The following is a 15,567-nucleotide window of genomic DNA, read 5'->3' as shown; positions in this document are numbered from 1 at the left end:
AGGCAATCATCCTTCCGCTTTTAGCTCTAGCAATAGATCTCTTAATTCTGCTGCTTTTTCAAAATCAAGCGCTTTTGCTGCATCTTTCATTTCCATCTCGACTTTTTCGATCACTTTTTCTCGTTCTTTTTTGCTCATTTTCGAAAGCTTTGGTGCTGCTTTTGTTTCGTATTCTTCTGAATCCTCATGTATCTTTGTTGCCTTAATGACATCTCGAATTTTCTTATGGATCGTTTGCGGTGTAATCCCGAATTTCTCGTTATATGCTTCTTGCTGTTCTCGTCTTCGCTTCGTTTCTTGAATCGCAATGTCCATCGATTTCGTCATATTGTCTGCATACATAATGACCCGGCCTTCTGCATTTCTCGCTGCACGGCCAATCGTCTGGATGAGGGATCTTTCAGAGCGCAAAAAGCCTTCTTTATCCGCATCTAAAATGGCCACGAGCGACACCTCTGGAATATCCAGTCCTTCACGAAGAAGGTTGATTCCAACAAGCACATCATATTTACCGAGACGCAGATCACGGATAATCTCAATCCGCTCAAGGGTCTTAATCTCTGAATGCAGGTAATTCACCTTGATTCCGATTTCTTTTAAGTAATCTGTGAGATCCTCAGACATTTTCTTCGTCAGTGTGGTCACGAGCACACGCTCATTTTTCTCAACTCGTGCATGAATTTCTCCAATTAAGTCATCAATTTGTCCTTCAATCGGACGGACTTCAATGATTGGATCAAGTAATCCTGTTGGACGGATAATTTGTTCCACAACCTCTGGTGTTTTCTCAAGCTCATACGGACCAGGCGTTGCTGATACATGCACAATATGATTGATATGCTTTTCAAACTCATCAAAGGTGAGCGGTCTGTTATCAAGTGCTGATGGCAGGCGGAATCCGTGATCAACCAACACTTGCTTTCTAGCTTGGTCCCCGTTGTACATGGCGCGGATTTGCGGAATCGTCACATGCGACTCATCGACCACAATCATAAAATCATCTGGGAAATAATCAAGCAGTGTGTAAGGTGTTGAACCAGGCGGACGCAAGGTTAGATGTCTTGAATAGTTCTCAATTCCTGAACAAAAGCCCATCTCTCTCATCATCTCAAGGTCATATCTTGTCCGCTGCTCAAGTCGCTGCGCTTCAAGCAATTTTCCATTTTCGCGAAGCTTTTCAAGCTGTTCTTCTAGCTCTTGTTCAATATTGATAATGGCTTTTTCCATTTTTTCTTCTCTTGTGACGAAGTGAGATGCTGGGAAAATCGCCACATGATCTCGATCACCAAGTATTTCTCCAGTCAACGCATCCACTTCACGAATACGTTCAATTTCATCACCGAAAAACTCCACTCTGATACAATGCTCATCTCGTGAAGCGGGAAAAATCTCAACAACGTCTCCTCTGACTCGGAAGGTTCCGCGCTGAAAATCTATATCATTACGAGAATACTGAATATCCACCAGCTTACGAAGCAGCTGATTGCGTTCAATCTCCATTTCAGTACGCAAAGACAGCACAAGCTCTCTATATTCCTCTGGCGAACCTAAGCCATAAATACAGGACACACTGGCAATGATGATGACATCTCTTCTCTCAAATAACGAGGACGTAGCCGAGTGTCTCAGCTTATCAATCTCATCATTGATGCTGGCATCCTTCTCAATAAATGTATCGGTCTGAGGTACATATGCCTCTGGCTGATAATAATCATAGTAACTCACAAAATATTCAACAGCGTTATTCGGAAAAAATTCCTTAAATTCGCTGTATAACTGACCGGCAAGTGTCTTATTATGCGCAATGACAAGTGTCGGTTTGTTCACTTTTTTGATCAGGTTGGAGACAGTAAAGGTCTTTCCCGTACCTGTAGCACCTAACAGCGTTTGATGCTGTTTCCCCTGATGGATCCCCTCAACAAGCTTTTCAATCGCCTTTGGCTGATCTCCTTGGGGCTGATAGTTAGAAACTAATTCAAAGCGGTCACTCACATCAAAGCCTCCGTTTCGTATACGAAATCTATCTAATGAATATATTATCATAAAAGAACACAAAAATACGAACTAAAGTTCGGCTTTTACTTGATTTTTATTTCCAATACAGTCATACCCTCTCTCCCATGGCAAATAACCCTCTTAAGAAAACCTTCCTTTCAGTATGGAACATTTTGGAGTGAGATATTCGATGAGCAGAAAAAGAAAGCTGCGCTTACTAGAAATCGTAAGCACAGCTCTTGTTTAAAACATGTCAATTTTCAGCCATCATGCTCTTGATGGCGATGACATCATTGATTTTCTTCAGCTTTCTCTCTTTTTTCGATTTCTTTCTTAGCCATAAACAAAGCCCCAGCTACTAAAGAAATAATATCTAATCCCACAATAAAGTAGGTTTCTGTATAGCCTTTCATGTACGAAGCAAATAAAAGCGCTGCTGTTAACGCAATGCCCACATAATGATTATAAGTAACCTTTGAAAATAAAATAACGAGCAAGAAAGGAAAAACTAGTGCAAATATGGCTTTTGTAATCACAAAAACCCTCCCTCTTCATGGTCTACTTCCTTGATTATAGTAAAGATTGGCATATTGAACAATTCACAGTTTTCAATTTCGCCTTTTTTCTCCATGTTCGGAGACTTTTGTTTTAGAAATAGCAGGAAATTAGTGAGATTGTCCCCTTTGTAAAGATAGGTCTTTCCGTCTTTGACAATAACATCCAATCAATCCTATGATTAAAATGATAGTGCGCACTATCATTTTAAAAATAGAGACATACAAACCATTGGCTATTTGGATAAGGGGGCATTCCCATGTATTCAGTTTTATTTCATGCGGCTGAAGAATCCGCATCACTCGCAGGGGCAAAAGGCCTGAATTTAATCAAATTAAACAATCACGGCCTGCCAGTCCCAGATGGATTTATTATCAAAACCAACAGCTTTGCAAGCTTTCTTTCATATCACAATCTGCAGCCAGCAGAACAAAACCTTTCTCAAAAAATCAAAGAAGCATCGTTTCCTTTACAAATGGAAGCAGAGCTGCTTTCGTCCTTTCAATCCTTGCGGAAGACTTACCCCTCAGTTGCAGTCAGGTCCTCTTCTGTTGCTGAAGATCTCGAAGGCGCCTCATTTGCAGGACAGTACGAGACTTATTTAAATATCAAAACAAATGAAGAGTTTTTACAGGCAGTCAAAGAATGCTGGTCTTCTTATTTTGCAGCGAGAGTCACAGAATATAAGGAAGAGATGAATGAAAATGAGGAAGAGATGCCGCTCATGGCCGTTGTCGTTCAAGGATTGATCCATTCTGACGTCTCCGGTGTCATCTTTAGTGAGAATCCCGTATCGGGGAAAACAAATGAAATGATGCTGACCGCAAGCTACGGATTGGGAGAAGCAATTGTCTCCGGTCTTGTGACACCAGACACGTTTATTGTAGATAAAGAGAACTTTTCGATTGAAAAAACACTTGGGGCGAAAGAGCTACAAATTGTTCCTTTCCAAGAGGGTGTCATCGAGGAGCCAGTATCGGAGGAAATGGCTGGTCAGTTTTGCCTGAACGATGATCAATTGAAGGAAATCACACAAATCACGAAACAAGTAGAAGAACTTTACGGACATGGAGTCGATATCGAATTTGGAATTGCAGATGGGTCGTTTTATCTACTTCAAGCAAGGCCGATTACTACAGCTCTTCCAAAAGCAGTAAATGAAACAGCAGGTGCTTCTTTTCAAATGAAGCCAGAAGAGCTGCAGGATTTCTGGATTTCAATGGATGATCATATGCCTGGTCCAACGAGCCCTCTTTTCTCAAGCCTGATCATACCAGCCTTAAAAAGCGGGATGAAGAAAAATGGAGAAAAGTATCAAGTACCTGATATGAACATCAAAGATATTAAGCTTTACAGAGGCCACCTATACTCAGCACCGGATCTGCCAGAAGCGCAAGAAGGAGCTGCACCCGTTTTTGATGAAAGCATATTTGAGTTATTTCCTCATTTAAGTGAACGGATGTATGAGATTCTAGAGAAAAATTTCTTTCCATTTTACGAAAAACTCGATCGCCAAATGAATGAACCTATGACCATTGAAAAAGCCATCATTGGCTTTGAAGAATTAAAGGATTTTTATATCCAAGCATATGATGATCATTTTGATATCGTCATACCACAAGTCATTCTATCAGCCATCATTGAAGACATGCTTGTAACGTATACTGGTGATCAAACCCAAGTCGTCTTGCTGCACGAAATGATGATAGGCGTGATGAACAAATCTCTTGAAACAGACAAGGTGCTATCTGATATCGCAAAGGATGTCCTTCAAGATCCAGAACTTCATCAAGCATTTATTCAACATGAAAAGAACTCGGAGCTGTTACATGCACTCAATCACTCGGAAAAAGGAAGGCATTTCATTTCGAAATTGGAAGATTTTCTCCAAGTTTACGGCTGGCGATCTGTTAAAAGTCATGACCTTACAGATGAGACTTGGGCAGAAAACCCGGAGTTTATATTAGATATCATCAGAAATAACATCCATTGCCATTGTGATTTTGATGAAGAATTTGCAAAAGCAGTGATCAAAAGACAAGAGACATATAAACATTTTGTGAGTCAAGTGAAGGATGAATCGTTTAAAACAAAATTTGAGACGCTGTATCAATTTGCCCTTCGAGCAGCGAATATCCGAGATGACCACCACTTCTATATTGATGCCATGTTAGATGCAAAGGCCCGGGTATATCTATTAAAAATAGGTGAACTTCTTGTACAAAAAGGAGCCATTCCTCATCAAGAAGATCTTTGGTATCTCTACGATGAAGAGGTACAAAAAGCGCTCACAACGTCTATCTCATTTGATTCGGTTATCCAGCAAAGAAAGATAGAAATGAAGGAAAATGAAGATATTCAACCACCGGCTTACATTGGTACACCAACTGAAGCGGAACTGCAGCAAGTAGAAAGAATGCTTGGTTCATTAAGAGAAAATGAAAACAACACACACGATGTGATCCATGGAATTGGCGCATCCAGCGGTATTGTTTCTGGAAGAGTAAAAGTCATTACATGTGCTGACGAATTCTCACAATTTCAAAAGGATGATATTTTAGTTTGTAAAACGACCACACCTTTATGGACAAGCTTATTTAGAGATGCGAAAGCAGTCATCACCGATGCTGGAGGCATTTTATCTCATTCAGCTATTATCGCAAGAGAGTATATGATGCCAGCTGTCTTAGGTACTAGAATAGCAACTGAAACACTTCAATCCGGTGACCTTGTGACAGTAGATGGCAGCAATGGACGCATTCAGATATTAAAACAGCATTCGCGTGCATAAATTTATCATTTTGGATGATATTGGCGGTCATAGGTTTTATCGGTATACTTACTTTGTTGCAAACACATTCATAACCTGAGGTGAGTATGCTTGTTAAAATCTACAAATCAACGAATCATTCGCGCAACAATGGATTTATTAACTGAAAAAGGCTATCAAAAAACAACAACCAAAGAAATAGCGACAAAAGCGAATGTGAGTGAAGCAACTATTTTTCGCAACTTTAAAAACAAACGCGGCGTGATTGCTGCCATTATGAAAATGAAATCAACACCGACAAAAACCCTAGAAGCAGAATTCAAAGGCGATTTATACACCGATTTGAAGTTTCTCGGTACCTATTTCCTTGAAGATTTGACTTCCAAAAAAGAATTTATTTATATCAGCATGCGAGATCCGGTTATGTATAAGGATTTAACCAGTCACGAAAAGATTTATCCTCAAGAATTGAGAGAAATGCTCATACAATATTTCAAAAAAATGGGTGCCCAGCATCATGTATTAAAAGGAAATGAAGACATTTATGCAGACATTTTCATTAGTACGTATTTCGGATTTTTCATTCAGCAGCTAGAGCAAGATTTTCAACTCGTTCTCACACAAAAAGAAGATTTTATTGAAACATGCACACACATTTTCATGAGAGGAATTTCTCCCGCTTAAAGGGTGGAATTCTTCTTTTTTACAAAAGGTGGTATACACATTGAGGTTAAAAAAAGAGAGTTTCGTCATCTATTCTTTGTTGCTTGGAGCTATACTAGTTCCAGTCAATTCAACGATGATCGCTGTCGCTCTATCATCCATATCAACTTATTATGATCAATCCCTTGCAAACATCACTTGGGTTGTCACAATTTATCTAATTGTCATGGCAGTCACTCAGCCTATCGCTGGTAAGTTAGGAGATATATACGGACACAGGCGAATGTATTTAATTGGGGTCATGCTCTTTTTAATTGGATCAATTGGATGTGCTTTAGCTCCTAATCTAGCTTTTCTCATCACTTTTCGTTCCATTCAAGCAGCTGGCGGTGCTATTTTAACACCTAATAGCATTGCATTAATTCGTGCAACAGTATCCCCCAAAAAACTGTCTAAAACAATGGGGTATTTTGGGTTTGGAGCCGGTATTGGTGCCGCACTTGGACCTTTTATTGGTTCGATTCTTATTCAGAGTTTTGATTGGCATTCTATATTCTTTGTCAATATCCCATTCTTGTTCCTTACACTTGTTACCGGCGTATTACTCATTCCAAAAACAAAGCATACACGCTTACAAGCAAATGTAGACATCACTGGTTCACTATACTTAACCATCGGGATTGCCACACTCATTCTATGCACTAAAAGCCAATTGCTAAATGAATACTTGATCTATGGAATTCTAGCATTGATCGTCATTCCTTTATTCTTTAAACATGTACGAAAAGTAAAGAATCCGATTATCGATTTGTCGCTTTTTAAAAACAGTTCATTTACAAACGCAAACCTGTCGATCATGCTAAGTAATTTTGTGATGTATGCCATTCTTCTAATTATGCCGCTGTTTATGGAACAACAACTTGCACTTTCTCATACACAAAGCGGTATTATTCTATCAGTATTTTCTCTTTGCATGTCTATTAGCGGCTTGTTAGGGGCAAGACTCCATCCGAAAAAAGGCGCGAAAAAAATGATTGGCTTTTCATTTCTCTGTCTCACTTTATCAGGCATCATGTTAATCACACTCAGTCAGTTCCCTACCTTACCACTGCTTATCGTGACACTTGTCGCAGGCGGAATTTCATCAGGTATTGGAATGACCAGTATGCAGATGGCTTCTTTAACGTCTGTTGATCAAAGCTTATCTGGTTCAGCATCTGGTATTTTCTCTACCTTTCGATATTTTGGCAGTATCATTTCGTCTACATTGATTGGGATCATGAGTGGTTTTCAATCTTTATTTATTGTATTAATGGGTGCAGGCATTCTTGGTTTCCTTTTATCTCAACGTGTAAAAACCAAATCAACCTCCCCATCATCTGAACATTCCGCCTAATGACTCCCTTGCTCTATGTTTAGTTAGAGCGGGGAGTTTTCATCATTTGTATCACTGTAAACTATAGCGAGTGCATCCATCAAATCCTGAAAATCATCTTTTAAAGAAGAAAAAATGGCATATGTCCAGACAAAAAAGGAACTTCAGGTACAAATGGTCTCCCTCACTTACCTAAAAGCTTCTTTCCATTCTTTCAGCATGGATAACTTCAATTTTTTTTCACAATTTTTGTGGTATGATTTTGAAAATAGAGAACGCAAAGGAGCGGAAGAATGGAACGTGTGAAATATGTTTTGATCTGTTTATCAGCTCTACTTTTATTCCTGACAGGCTGTGGAAAAGAACAGCAATTTACGCCGCCAGGCAGCTCTCAATCCATCGCTGTCATCTCTCAATTAAAAAAAGCCTCCTTTTCAATAGTTGATATACAAAAAAATAAAATGCTCTCTTCTGTGGATTTAAAACACCCACTCACTGATCTTATTCAAATCAATAAAGACGTCATCATCGCTACAAGTAAAGAGGGAGAATCCCTTATCGAAATTAATCTAAAACACGGTACAGCAACAGATTATATGAATGTGGATAAAGGACTGACTTCCCTTACATATGATGCAGCTTCTCATACATTAATCGCTGCCAACTCACAGAAAAATGTCGTTTATTTTATTGATACGGAGCGCAAAAAAATAAAATCGACTGTGAAAACTGGAACATTACCTTCTTCTATGACTCTTTCTTCATCAGGTATTTTATTTGTTTTAAATGCAGAAAGTCATACTGTCTCCGTCATAGATATTGAAAAGGAGAAAAATATACGTACGTTTTCTGTACTTGAACGGCCTTCTGGAATTCATTTTGATGGACAGTTCATTTGGATCGGCGGCCACGGTAAACAAGGCACCTTAAATAAGAGTATTTATGCTTATGACCCTAAAACTGGAAAAAAACAGCGAGAAATAAAACTAGGCGTTATGCCTGTTGCATTTTTTCCAGAGAAAAATTCTTCTACTTTATATGTACTATGTCATGGAGATCATACGCTATACAAAGTAGATACCAAAACTAATAAACAGCTTGCTTCTGTTGAAACTGGTCAAAATCCGAATTATATCACCGCTGATACGACATCAATTTATGTGAGTAACTTGGATGACAACTCAGTATCCATCATCGATAAACACTCACTTATCATGAAAAATCAACTGAATGTCCCATCAGGACCTTATGCTATCGTGTTGGAGGAAAAGAAATGAAGGAACAAATGCGTATTTTAATCATAGATGATGAGCTTGATATGCTTGAGTTAATCGGGTCTTTTTTAAAGAGACATGGCTTTCACATTATCACTGCGAATAATGGAAAAGATGCCTTGCATCAGCTTGAAAAGGAATCTGTTGATCTTGTTGTATTAGATATCATGATGCCTGACATGGATGGATTTGAAGTCTGTCAGCGTATTCGACAAACATCTCAAATACCGATTTTATTTTTAACAGCGAGGAGTTATGAAGAGGACCGAATTAGAGGACTTGAAATTGGAGCGGATGACTACATCATGAAGCCTTTCAGTCTGCGTGAGCTTGCAGCAAGAATCGAAACCACTCTGAGACGAATTAGAGGTCTTTCGCTAAAGCGCAGCCGAATACAGATTGGTGACATGGAGATTGATCAAGATGGCAGACAAGTTTACCTCCATCAACAGCCCGTTAATTTAACAAGAAGAGAATTTGATTTACTCATATTTCTTTTGCTCAACCAAGGACAAGTGTTTTCACGAGAACACCTTTATCAAAAATTGTGGGAATCATATTCAACGAGCGGCTCTTTAAGAACTGTCGATACACATATTAAAACGCTGCGACTGAAATTAAAGGAAGCAGAACGATATATTAAAACCGTTTGGGGTGTCGGCTATAAGTTTGAGGAGGAAGAATGAAGCCATTATCGATTAAAAAGAAAGTACTCTTCTTAATCCTTGCAGTGATCGGAATCGTTGCAGCCTCAGCGCTTGCCCTTACCTTTTACTTATACCAGCATTTATATATTGATAAACAGATCGATTCCTTAAGTTTGCAAGGTAAGAAGCTGGCAGAAATCTATCACACACATGGGAAAGACAAGTATTTTACCGACAGAATGAAATGGGCAAATGACTCAAGTCAGGCAAACATTATTTTTACAGATGATCCAATGGAGCTTTCAAGTGGACTTCCTTTTGATACGGACACAAATAATAATCTCATTACGTTCAAGGAACGCCAAAAGCTCCTTCAAGGTGAAACCGTCGTGTTAATTAGAGAACACCCAAAGTTTCACCAAGATATTCTTGGCATCGCCATCCCTGTTTTCTCAAGCAATGATGATCTATCGGGAACTATTTTCCTCTCCATGCCCTTATCAGATGTATATGAACCCTTTGTCCAAATTAGATTGACGCTTGGCATATCCATCTTAATGATTCTGCTCCTGATATTCGTGATCGGATATAAGAGCTCCAATAAAGTAGTGCAGACAATTAATAAAATGAAAGAAATTGCAATGGAAATGGAATCTGGTGATTTCTCAAAACGAATGGCCGTAACCAAAAAAGGAGATGAGTTAAACCAGCTTAGCCGCTCCTTTAATAAACTGTCTTCAACCCTCGAAAAAGTTGAACAGCACCGCAAGGAATTTCTTGCGAATGTCTCTCACGAACTTAGAACGCCTTTAAGTTATATGAAAGGCTATGCAGAAGGAATTGAAGAAGGGATCATTGATCAAAAAAAAGGAATGCAAATCATTCAAGATGAGGCCACACGTTTAAGCCGGCTAGTGCACGATCTTTTAGATCTTGCACAGTTAGAAGGTGACTCTTATCCACTTACGATGGAGCCAATCGTTTTTGCACAGCTGATCCACGATGTTCTTGATCAAATGGCATTCATCGCTGACAAAAAAAGCATTACTTTCAAACGAACGCTTGAAGAGGATTGTATTGTTTATGGTGATAGCGACCGTCTCCAACAAGTGATACGTAATTTACTGGACAATGCCATTCATTACACACCATCTGGAAAATCAATATCGATTGAATTACAAGTTCACCAAGGTGTTGCTGAATTGAAAGTGACCGACGAAGGCAGCGGTATTCCAAAAGAAGATCTCCCACATGTTTCTGAGCGATTTTATCGTGTAAATAAAGCACGAACAAGAAAGGATGGCGGCTCTGGCCTTGGACTAGCCATTGTCTATCAAATCATTAAAAAACATCATGGAACATTCGACATTCAATCTGAACCTGGCTTTGGTACGACAGCCATCATTCAACTTCCCAATGCTCCATTCAATGAGAGCTCACCTACACTATAGCTACTCACATATTTTAAAATATCATTTGGAATTACTATTTTATCAATAAATTCTGCAACCATATGATTTTCTACAACTTGAACAGCTCTTTTCACCAAGAGCTGTTTTTATTTCTAAAAAATAAAAAAATGGTCTTTTTTTATTAACATTTTATTCATATTTGCTTGTTACACTTTTTTCAAGTGAAAAAAAGGAGTGACTTGCTTTTGATCAGACGTTTTCAGAAATTTGATATTTATTTATTTTTCATATTGATCTTATCTGCCATCTTAAACATTTATAACATTTGGGAAGATGACACGGTGAATGCGTATTATACTGCGGCGGTCACAAGTATGATGCAAAGCTGGCATAATTTCTTCTTTGCTTCATTTGATCCAGCAGGATATGTCACGGTGGATAAACCCCCGCTCACCTTCTGGCTGCAAACGATCAGTGCCAAAATTTTTGGTCTGCATGGATGGAGCGTCATCTTGCCTCAAGCTTTAGCAGGCATTGGATCTGTTTATCTAATCTACCGTCTTGTCAAACCAACTTTTGGTCAAGCAGCGGCGAGATTAGCGGCACTTATCATGGCGTGTACACCTATTGCGGTTGCTGTATCTCGCACAAATAATATTGACAGCTTACTTGTCTTTATACTTTTACTAGCAACAGGAATGATGTTCAAGGCTGTAAAACAGCAAAAGGTGCTTTGGGCGATTGCTTCGTTTGCGATGATTGGCGTCGGCTTTAATACAAAAATGCTGCAAGCCTATATGATCGTACCAGCACTCATTCTTTTTTACATCATTGCCTACCGAACGACATGGAAGAAAAAATTGTTATCACTGATGATTTCAATGATTGTTCTTTTAGGTGTATCTGTTTCTTGGTCTATAGCGGTTGATCTCACTTCCAAAGACAATCGTCCTTATATGGGATCTAGTCAATCGAACTCAGCACTAGAATTAGCCTTTGGTTACAACGGTCTTCAGCGGTTGACTGGTCAACAGTCTGGCGGGGGAGGCGGCACAAATCAGGGTGAGGGACAGCCGCCTTCACAGCAGGGTGATCAGCAAAATGACAATGATTCATCCACCATGCCTCAGCCGCCATCTCATGGAAATCAAAACAACTCAGACAATTCAAACCAATCATCCAGTCAGGAACAGCCTTCAATGCAAGGACCACCAAGCAATGCAAACGGCACAACACCACCTGATATGCCTTCAGGCGGTAATGGTGATGGACCGCCAAATGGCGGGGGCGGAAAAATGGGAAATGGCTCCGGCATGTTTGGTACAGGAACCAAAGGACCGTTACGTCTGTTCCAATCTGAACTGTCCGATCAAATCAGCTGGCTGCTTCCATTTGCGATATTCGGTGCGATTGGTATCTTCTTCTCAACAGCCTTTGAAAGAAGACGTCTCAATACAAAACAAAAAGAAACACTATTTTGGTTAGCTTGGCTTATACCTGTTGCTGCATTTTTCAGTGTAGCAGGATTTTTCCATCACTATTATTTGATCATGCTGGCACCGCCAATTGCTGTATTAGCAGGAGCCGGATGGGTTTCTATGACACAATTATTTCAAACAGGAACTGGCTTTAAAAAATGGCTGCTTCCATTTGCGATATTCGTCACAACCGCATTTGAAATCTTTATTCTATCCACTTTTACAAGCACGATCGGTCTTGGACTAAGCATTGCAGTCGGTATCATTGGTGTTGGAACAATCCTTTCTCTGCTTTTGGTAAAAAGAAAAGAAAAACTAAAACAATTCGTGTCTCTCATCGCCATCCTTGGCATGCTGATTGCACCACTATACTGGGCAAGCACACCTCTTCTTTATGGGGGAAACAGTATGCTTCCAGAGGCTGGTCCTCAGCTTGCAACTTCAAGTGGCAGCATGAGTTCACAAGTCAATGAAAAGCTGATCAGCTATCTTGAGAAAAACAATACGGGAGAAGAATTCCTATTCGGGACAACAGATGCAACCACTGCTTCACCTTACATTATTAAAACAGGAAAAGCTGTTATGGCATTAGGTGGATTTAGTGGATCTGATAACATTCTCACGCTTAGTGAATTCAAACAGCTCGTCAAAGACGGCAAAATCAAGTACTTCTATCTTTCTGGTATGAGAGGCGGCAGCTCTGACATTCTCACTTGGATTCAAAAAAATGGCAAAGAAGTATCTGCTTCTAAATGGCAGAACAGCTCTACATCCAAAACGAACCAGCAAACAGACAGCCAACAATCAGAACAAAATGATCGGTCAAATGGAAGAATGGGCGGAATGGAGAGCGGCACTCTTTATGAACTATCCGTTGATTAATTCATCTATTAAAAGGGAGGAAGGATGACTGATGGAAAACAACATACGATATTCTATTGTAGTCCCAGTCTATAATGAAGAGCTTGTGATCCATGAATCCTATCAGCGACTGAAAACAGTCATGGATTCGACGGGAGAAGCATACGAGCTTCTCTTCGTCAATGACGGTAGTATGGATCGAACAGCTGAACTAATTAAAGGGTATTCCCAAAACGATCCGAATGTAAGACTCATTGATTTCTCACGTAACTTCGGACACCAAATTGCCATTACAGCTGGGATGGATTATGCAAAGGGAGAAGCGGTCATCGTGATAGATGCAGACCTACAAGATCCGCCTGAATTGATATTAGAGATGATCGCAAAATGGAAAGAAGGCTATGAAGTCGTATACGCCGTGCGCACCAAACGAAAAGGCGAAACTTTTTTCAAAAAGCAAACCGCTTCCCTTTTCTATCGCGTTTTACGTCAAATCACCGAAGTAGATATCCCAATCGACACCGGTGACTTCAGGTTAATGGATCGTAGAGTGTGCCATGAAATGAGAAAAATACGAGAAAAAAATCCATTTGTTCGCGGCCTAGTCAGCTGGGTAGGTTTCAAACAAATTGCAGTAGAGTACGTTCGAGATGAACGTCTAGCAGGAGAAACAAAATACCCGCTCAAAAAGATGCTCAAGCTCTCGATGGATGGAATCACTTCCTTTTCCTATAAACCTTTGAAGCTAGCGAGTATAGCAGGAATTGCCCTTTCCGCTATCGGATTCATTTCAATGTTTCTTGTACTTTACTTAAAGCTTTTTACAAACAGCACCATTACAGGATGGAGTTCATTAATTGTCATACAGCTGTTCTTTAGCGGCATCATCCTCTTTATGCTGGGAATGATTGGGGAATACATCGGCCGAATCTACGACGAGGCAAAAGATCGACCACTTTACATCGTAAGAGAGAGTTACGGGCTTCAGTCAAAGCCACATCCTGTTCAACCCCCTGTTCATTTCAAGCAATACAAACAGCATTAAAAAAAGCGTGTGAGACCTCTTTAAAGGTCCCGCACGCTTTTTGTATTAAGCGGCTGTGTCAAACCGCTTTTTGTTGATGAAGAAAGAAAGAGTAATTATCAAATAAATGCCCATCGTGACCATCGTTTGGACAATTGGAGTTGTTGACACAACGCCGATGAAAATGGCAATGATCGCAATCACAGAAAACCATGTTGTGAAAGGATACAGCTTCACGCGATATCCTCCTGGTTCTGTTACACTTCGAGATTTTAAATGCCCGACAGCAATAATAAACCAGATGAATAAGACCGTATAGCTTAAAGATCCCATTAAATAATTAAAGGTTTGACTTCCTACAAAAAGAGAAATCAATACAGCGGCATACAATGTAGATGTACACACTAGGATCGCTCTAACAGGCACCTGCTGTTTTGATAGCTTTGAGAAGCCCTTCCATACACGCCCATCCATCGCTTGCGTATAAAGTACCCTTGAGGATGCGTACAGCCCAGAGTTCATAGAAGACAAGATCGCTAGTAAAATGATACCGTTCATTATGTCACTTGCATATGGCACGCCAATCGTTGCAAACACGGTGACGAATGGACTCACTTGCTCATTGTTTACTTGATTCCAAGGAATCAAGCTGACGATGATGAAGAACGGCAGTACATAGAAGCCGATGATTCGTACAAATGTACTTTGGATGGCCTTTGGGATGACTTTTTCAGGGTTTTTTGTTTCTGCTAATGTGACCCCGATCATTTCAGTCCCGCCATATGAATACACCACAACAAGCATGGCCGCAATTAAGCCGCCTGTTCCATTCGGGAAAAATCCTCCGTGGTCGGTTAAGTTGGATAATCCCGGTGCTGCATGCTGACCAAATGAGACAAACAACATGGTTAACCCAATGATAATAAATAAAAGAATGACAGCAATTTTAATAGAAGCTAACCAGTACTCCGTCTCAGCAAACATTTTAACAGAACAAACATTGATCAATGTCACAACAAGTGAAATGATTAACACAAGTATCCAAATCGGCACTTGTGGGAACCAGTACTGAATAAAGATTGCAGATACGATTGCTTCTGCTGCAATGTTCAGCACCCACATTTTCCAGTATATCCAGTCTAAGAAATAAGCCGGATATTTGCCTAACACCGGTTCAATTAAATCACGGAATGTTCTTGCGCCAGGTCGTGCAACCGTCATTTCGGCAAGTCCTTGCATAATAAATAATAAAATAAGACCACCAATCATATATGCCAAAATGACAGCAGGACCTGCGATATCAATAGCAGAGCTGCTTCCTTTAAACAGACCAGCACCAATTGCTCCGCCAAGTGCGAGCATCATAATATGCCTTGACGTCATTGTTCGTTTTAACTGCACATGTTCCTTTTCCATTTTCTATAGCTCCTTTAAATTTGAATCTTCAGACAAATATAGGATAAAAGCATATAAAAAGGCCAGTCATCTCCTTGAAGAGACGACTGACCTTGCA

Annotated in this window: 11 protein-coding genes and 1 other annotated feature (1 of these 12 running past the window's edge); of the genes, 8 read left to right on the top strand and 3 right to left on the bottom strand. The window is 39.9% G+C overall.

Translation table 11 applies throughout. The features are described from left to right. Positions 1-6: 6 nt before the first annotated feature. Both uvrB and M1D84_RS02790 read right to left on the bottom strand, forming a co-directional pair. Entirely contained in the window at positions 7-1,992 is a 1,986-nt protein-coding gene (gene uvrB, locus M1D84_RS02795; protein ID WP_212051195.1) for an excinuclease ABC subunit UvrB, read from the bottom strand. A 293-nt stretch (positions 1,993-2,285) separates the two neighbouring features. Beyond that, entirely contained in the window at positions 2,286-2,531 is a 246-nt protein-coding gene (locus M1D84_RS02790) for a CsbA family protein (protein WP_024426229.1), read from the bottom strand. 278 nt (positions 2,532-2,809) lie between these two features. On the opposite strand from M1D84_RS02790, the gene M1D84_RS02785 reads away from it, so the two are divergent. The 8 genes from M1D84_RS02785 to M1D84_RS02750 all read left to right on the top strand — a co-directional run bounded on the left by M1D84_RS02785 (position 2,810) and on the right by M1D84_RS02750 (position 14,075). Beyond that, positions 2,810-5,341 (top strand): PEP/pyruvate-binding domain-containing protein, encoded by a 2,532-nt coding sequence (locus M1D84_RS02785; protein ID WP_458106399.1) that lies wholly within the window; start codon positions 2,810-2,812, stop codon positions 5,339-5,341. 90 nt (positions 5,342-5,431) lie between these two features. Next, positions 5,432-6,004, top strand: a complete 573-nt coding sequence (locus M1D84_RS02780) for a TetR/AcrR family transcriptional regulator (protein WP_025093985.1) — start codon at positions 5,432-5,434, stop codon at positions 6,002-6,004. A gap of 40 nt (positions 6,005-6,044) precedes the next feature. Next, positions 6,045-7,379 carry an MFS transporter gene (locus M1D84_RS02775; protein ID WP_149126239.1) on the top strand — a complete coding sequence of 445 codons (1,335 nt, stop codon included), beginning with the start codon at positions 6,045-6,047 and terminating at the stop codon, positions 7,377-7,379. A gap of 272 nt (positions 7,380-7,651) precedes the next feature. Then, entirely contained in the window at positions 7,652-8,635 is a 984-nt protein-coding gene (locus tag M1D84_RS02770; protein WP_044334229.1) for a surface antigen, read from the top strand. Next, a complete protein-coding gene (locus M1D84_RS02765; RefSeq protein ID WP_149126237.1) occupies positions 8,632-9,318 on the top strand; it encodes a response regulator transcription factor in 687 nt (228 codons plus the stop codon). The genes M1D84_RS02770 and M1D84_RS02765 overlap by 4 nt, the downstream gene beginning before the upstream one ends. Next, entirely contained in the window at positions 9,315-10,730 is a 1,416-nt protein-coding gene (locus M1D84_RS02760) for a HAMP domain-containing sensor histidine kinase (protein ID WP_151862855.1), read from the top strand. The genes M1D84_RS02765 and M1D84_RS02760 overlap by 4 nt, the downstream gene beginning before the upstream one ends. Positions 10,731-10,936: 206 nt before the next feature. Continuing rightward, positions 10,937-13,051: an ArnT family glycosyltransferase gene (locus M1D84_RS02755; protein WP_172880199.1), complete on the top strand. Its 2,115-nt coding sequence runs from the start codon at positions 10,937-10,939 to the stop codon at positions 13,049-13,051. Positions 13,052-13,082: 31 nt separating this feature from the next. Next, positions 13,083-14,075 (top strand): glycosyltransferase family 2 protein, encoded by a 993-nt coding sequence (locus M1D84_RS02750; RefSeq protein ID WP_103131673.1) that lies wholly within the window; start codon positions 13,083-13,085, stop codon positions 14,073-14,075. 45 nt (positions 14,076-14,120) lie between these two features. On the opposite strand, the gene M1D84_RS02745 is transcribed toward M1D84_RS02750, so the two are convergent. Continuing rightward, positions 14,121-15,470 carry an amino acid permease gene (locus M1D84_RS02745; RefSeq protein WP_024423593.1) on the bottom strand — a complete coding sequence of 450 codons (1,350 nt, stop codon included), beginning with the start codon at positions 15,468-15,470 and terminating at the stop codon, positions 14,121-14,123. 75 nt (positions 15,471-15,545) lie between these two features. Continuing rightward, positions 15,546-15,567 (bottom strand) — a binding site (T-box leader) (it continues 203 nt past the right edge of the window).

The sequence above is a fragment of the Bacillus sp. PK5-006 genome, from assembly GCF_054161415.1.
Note: the sequence above shows the minus strand (reverse complement) of the source record. Positions and strands in the feature narration are given on the sequence as shown.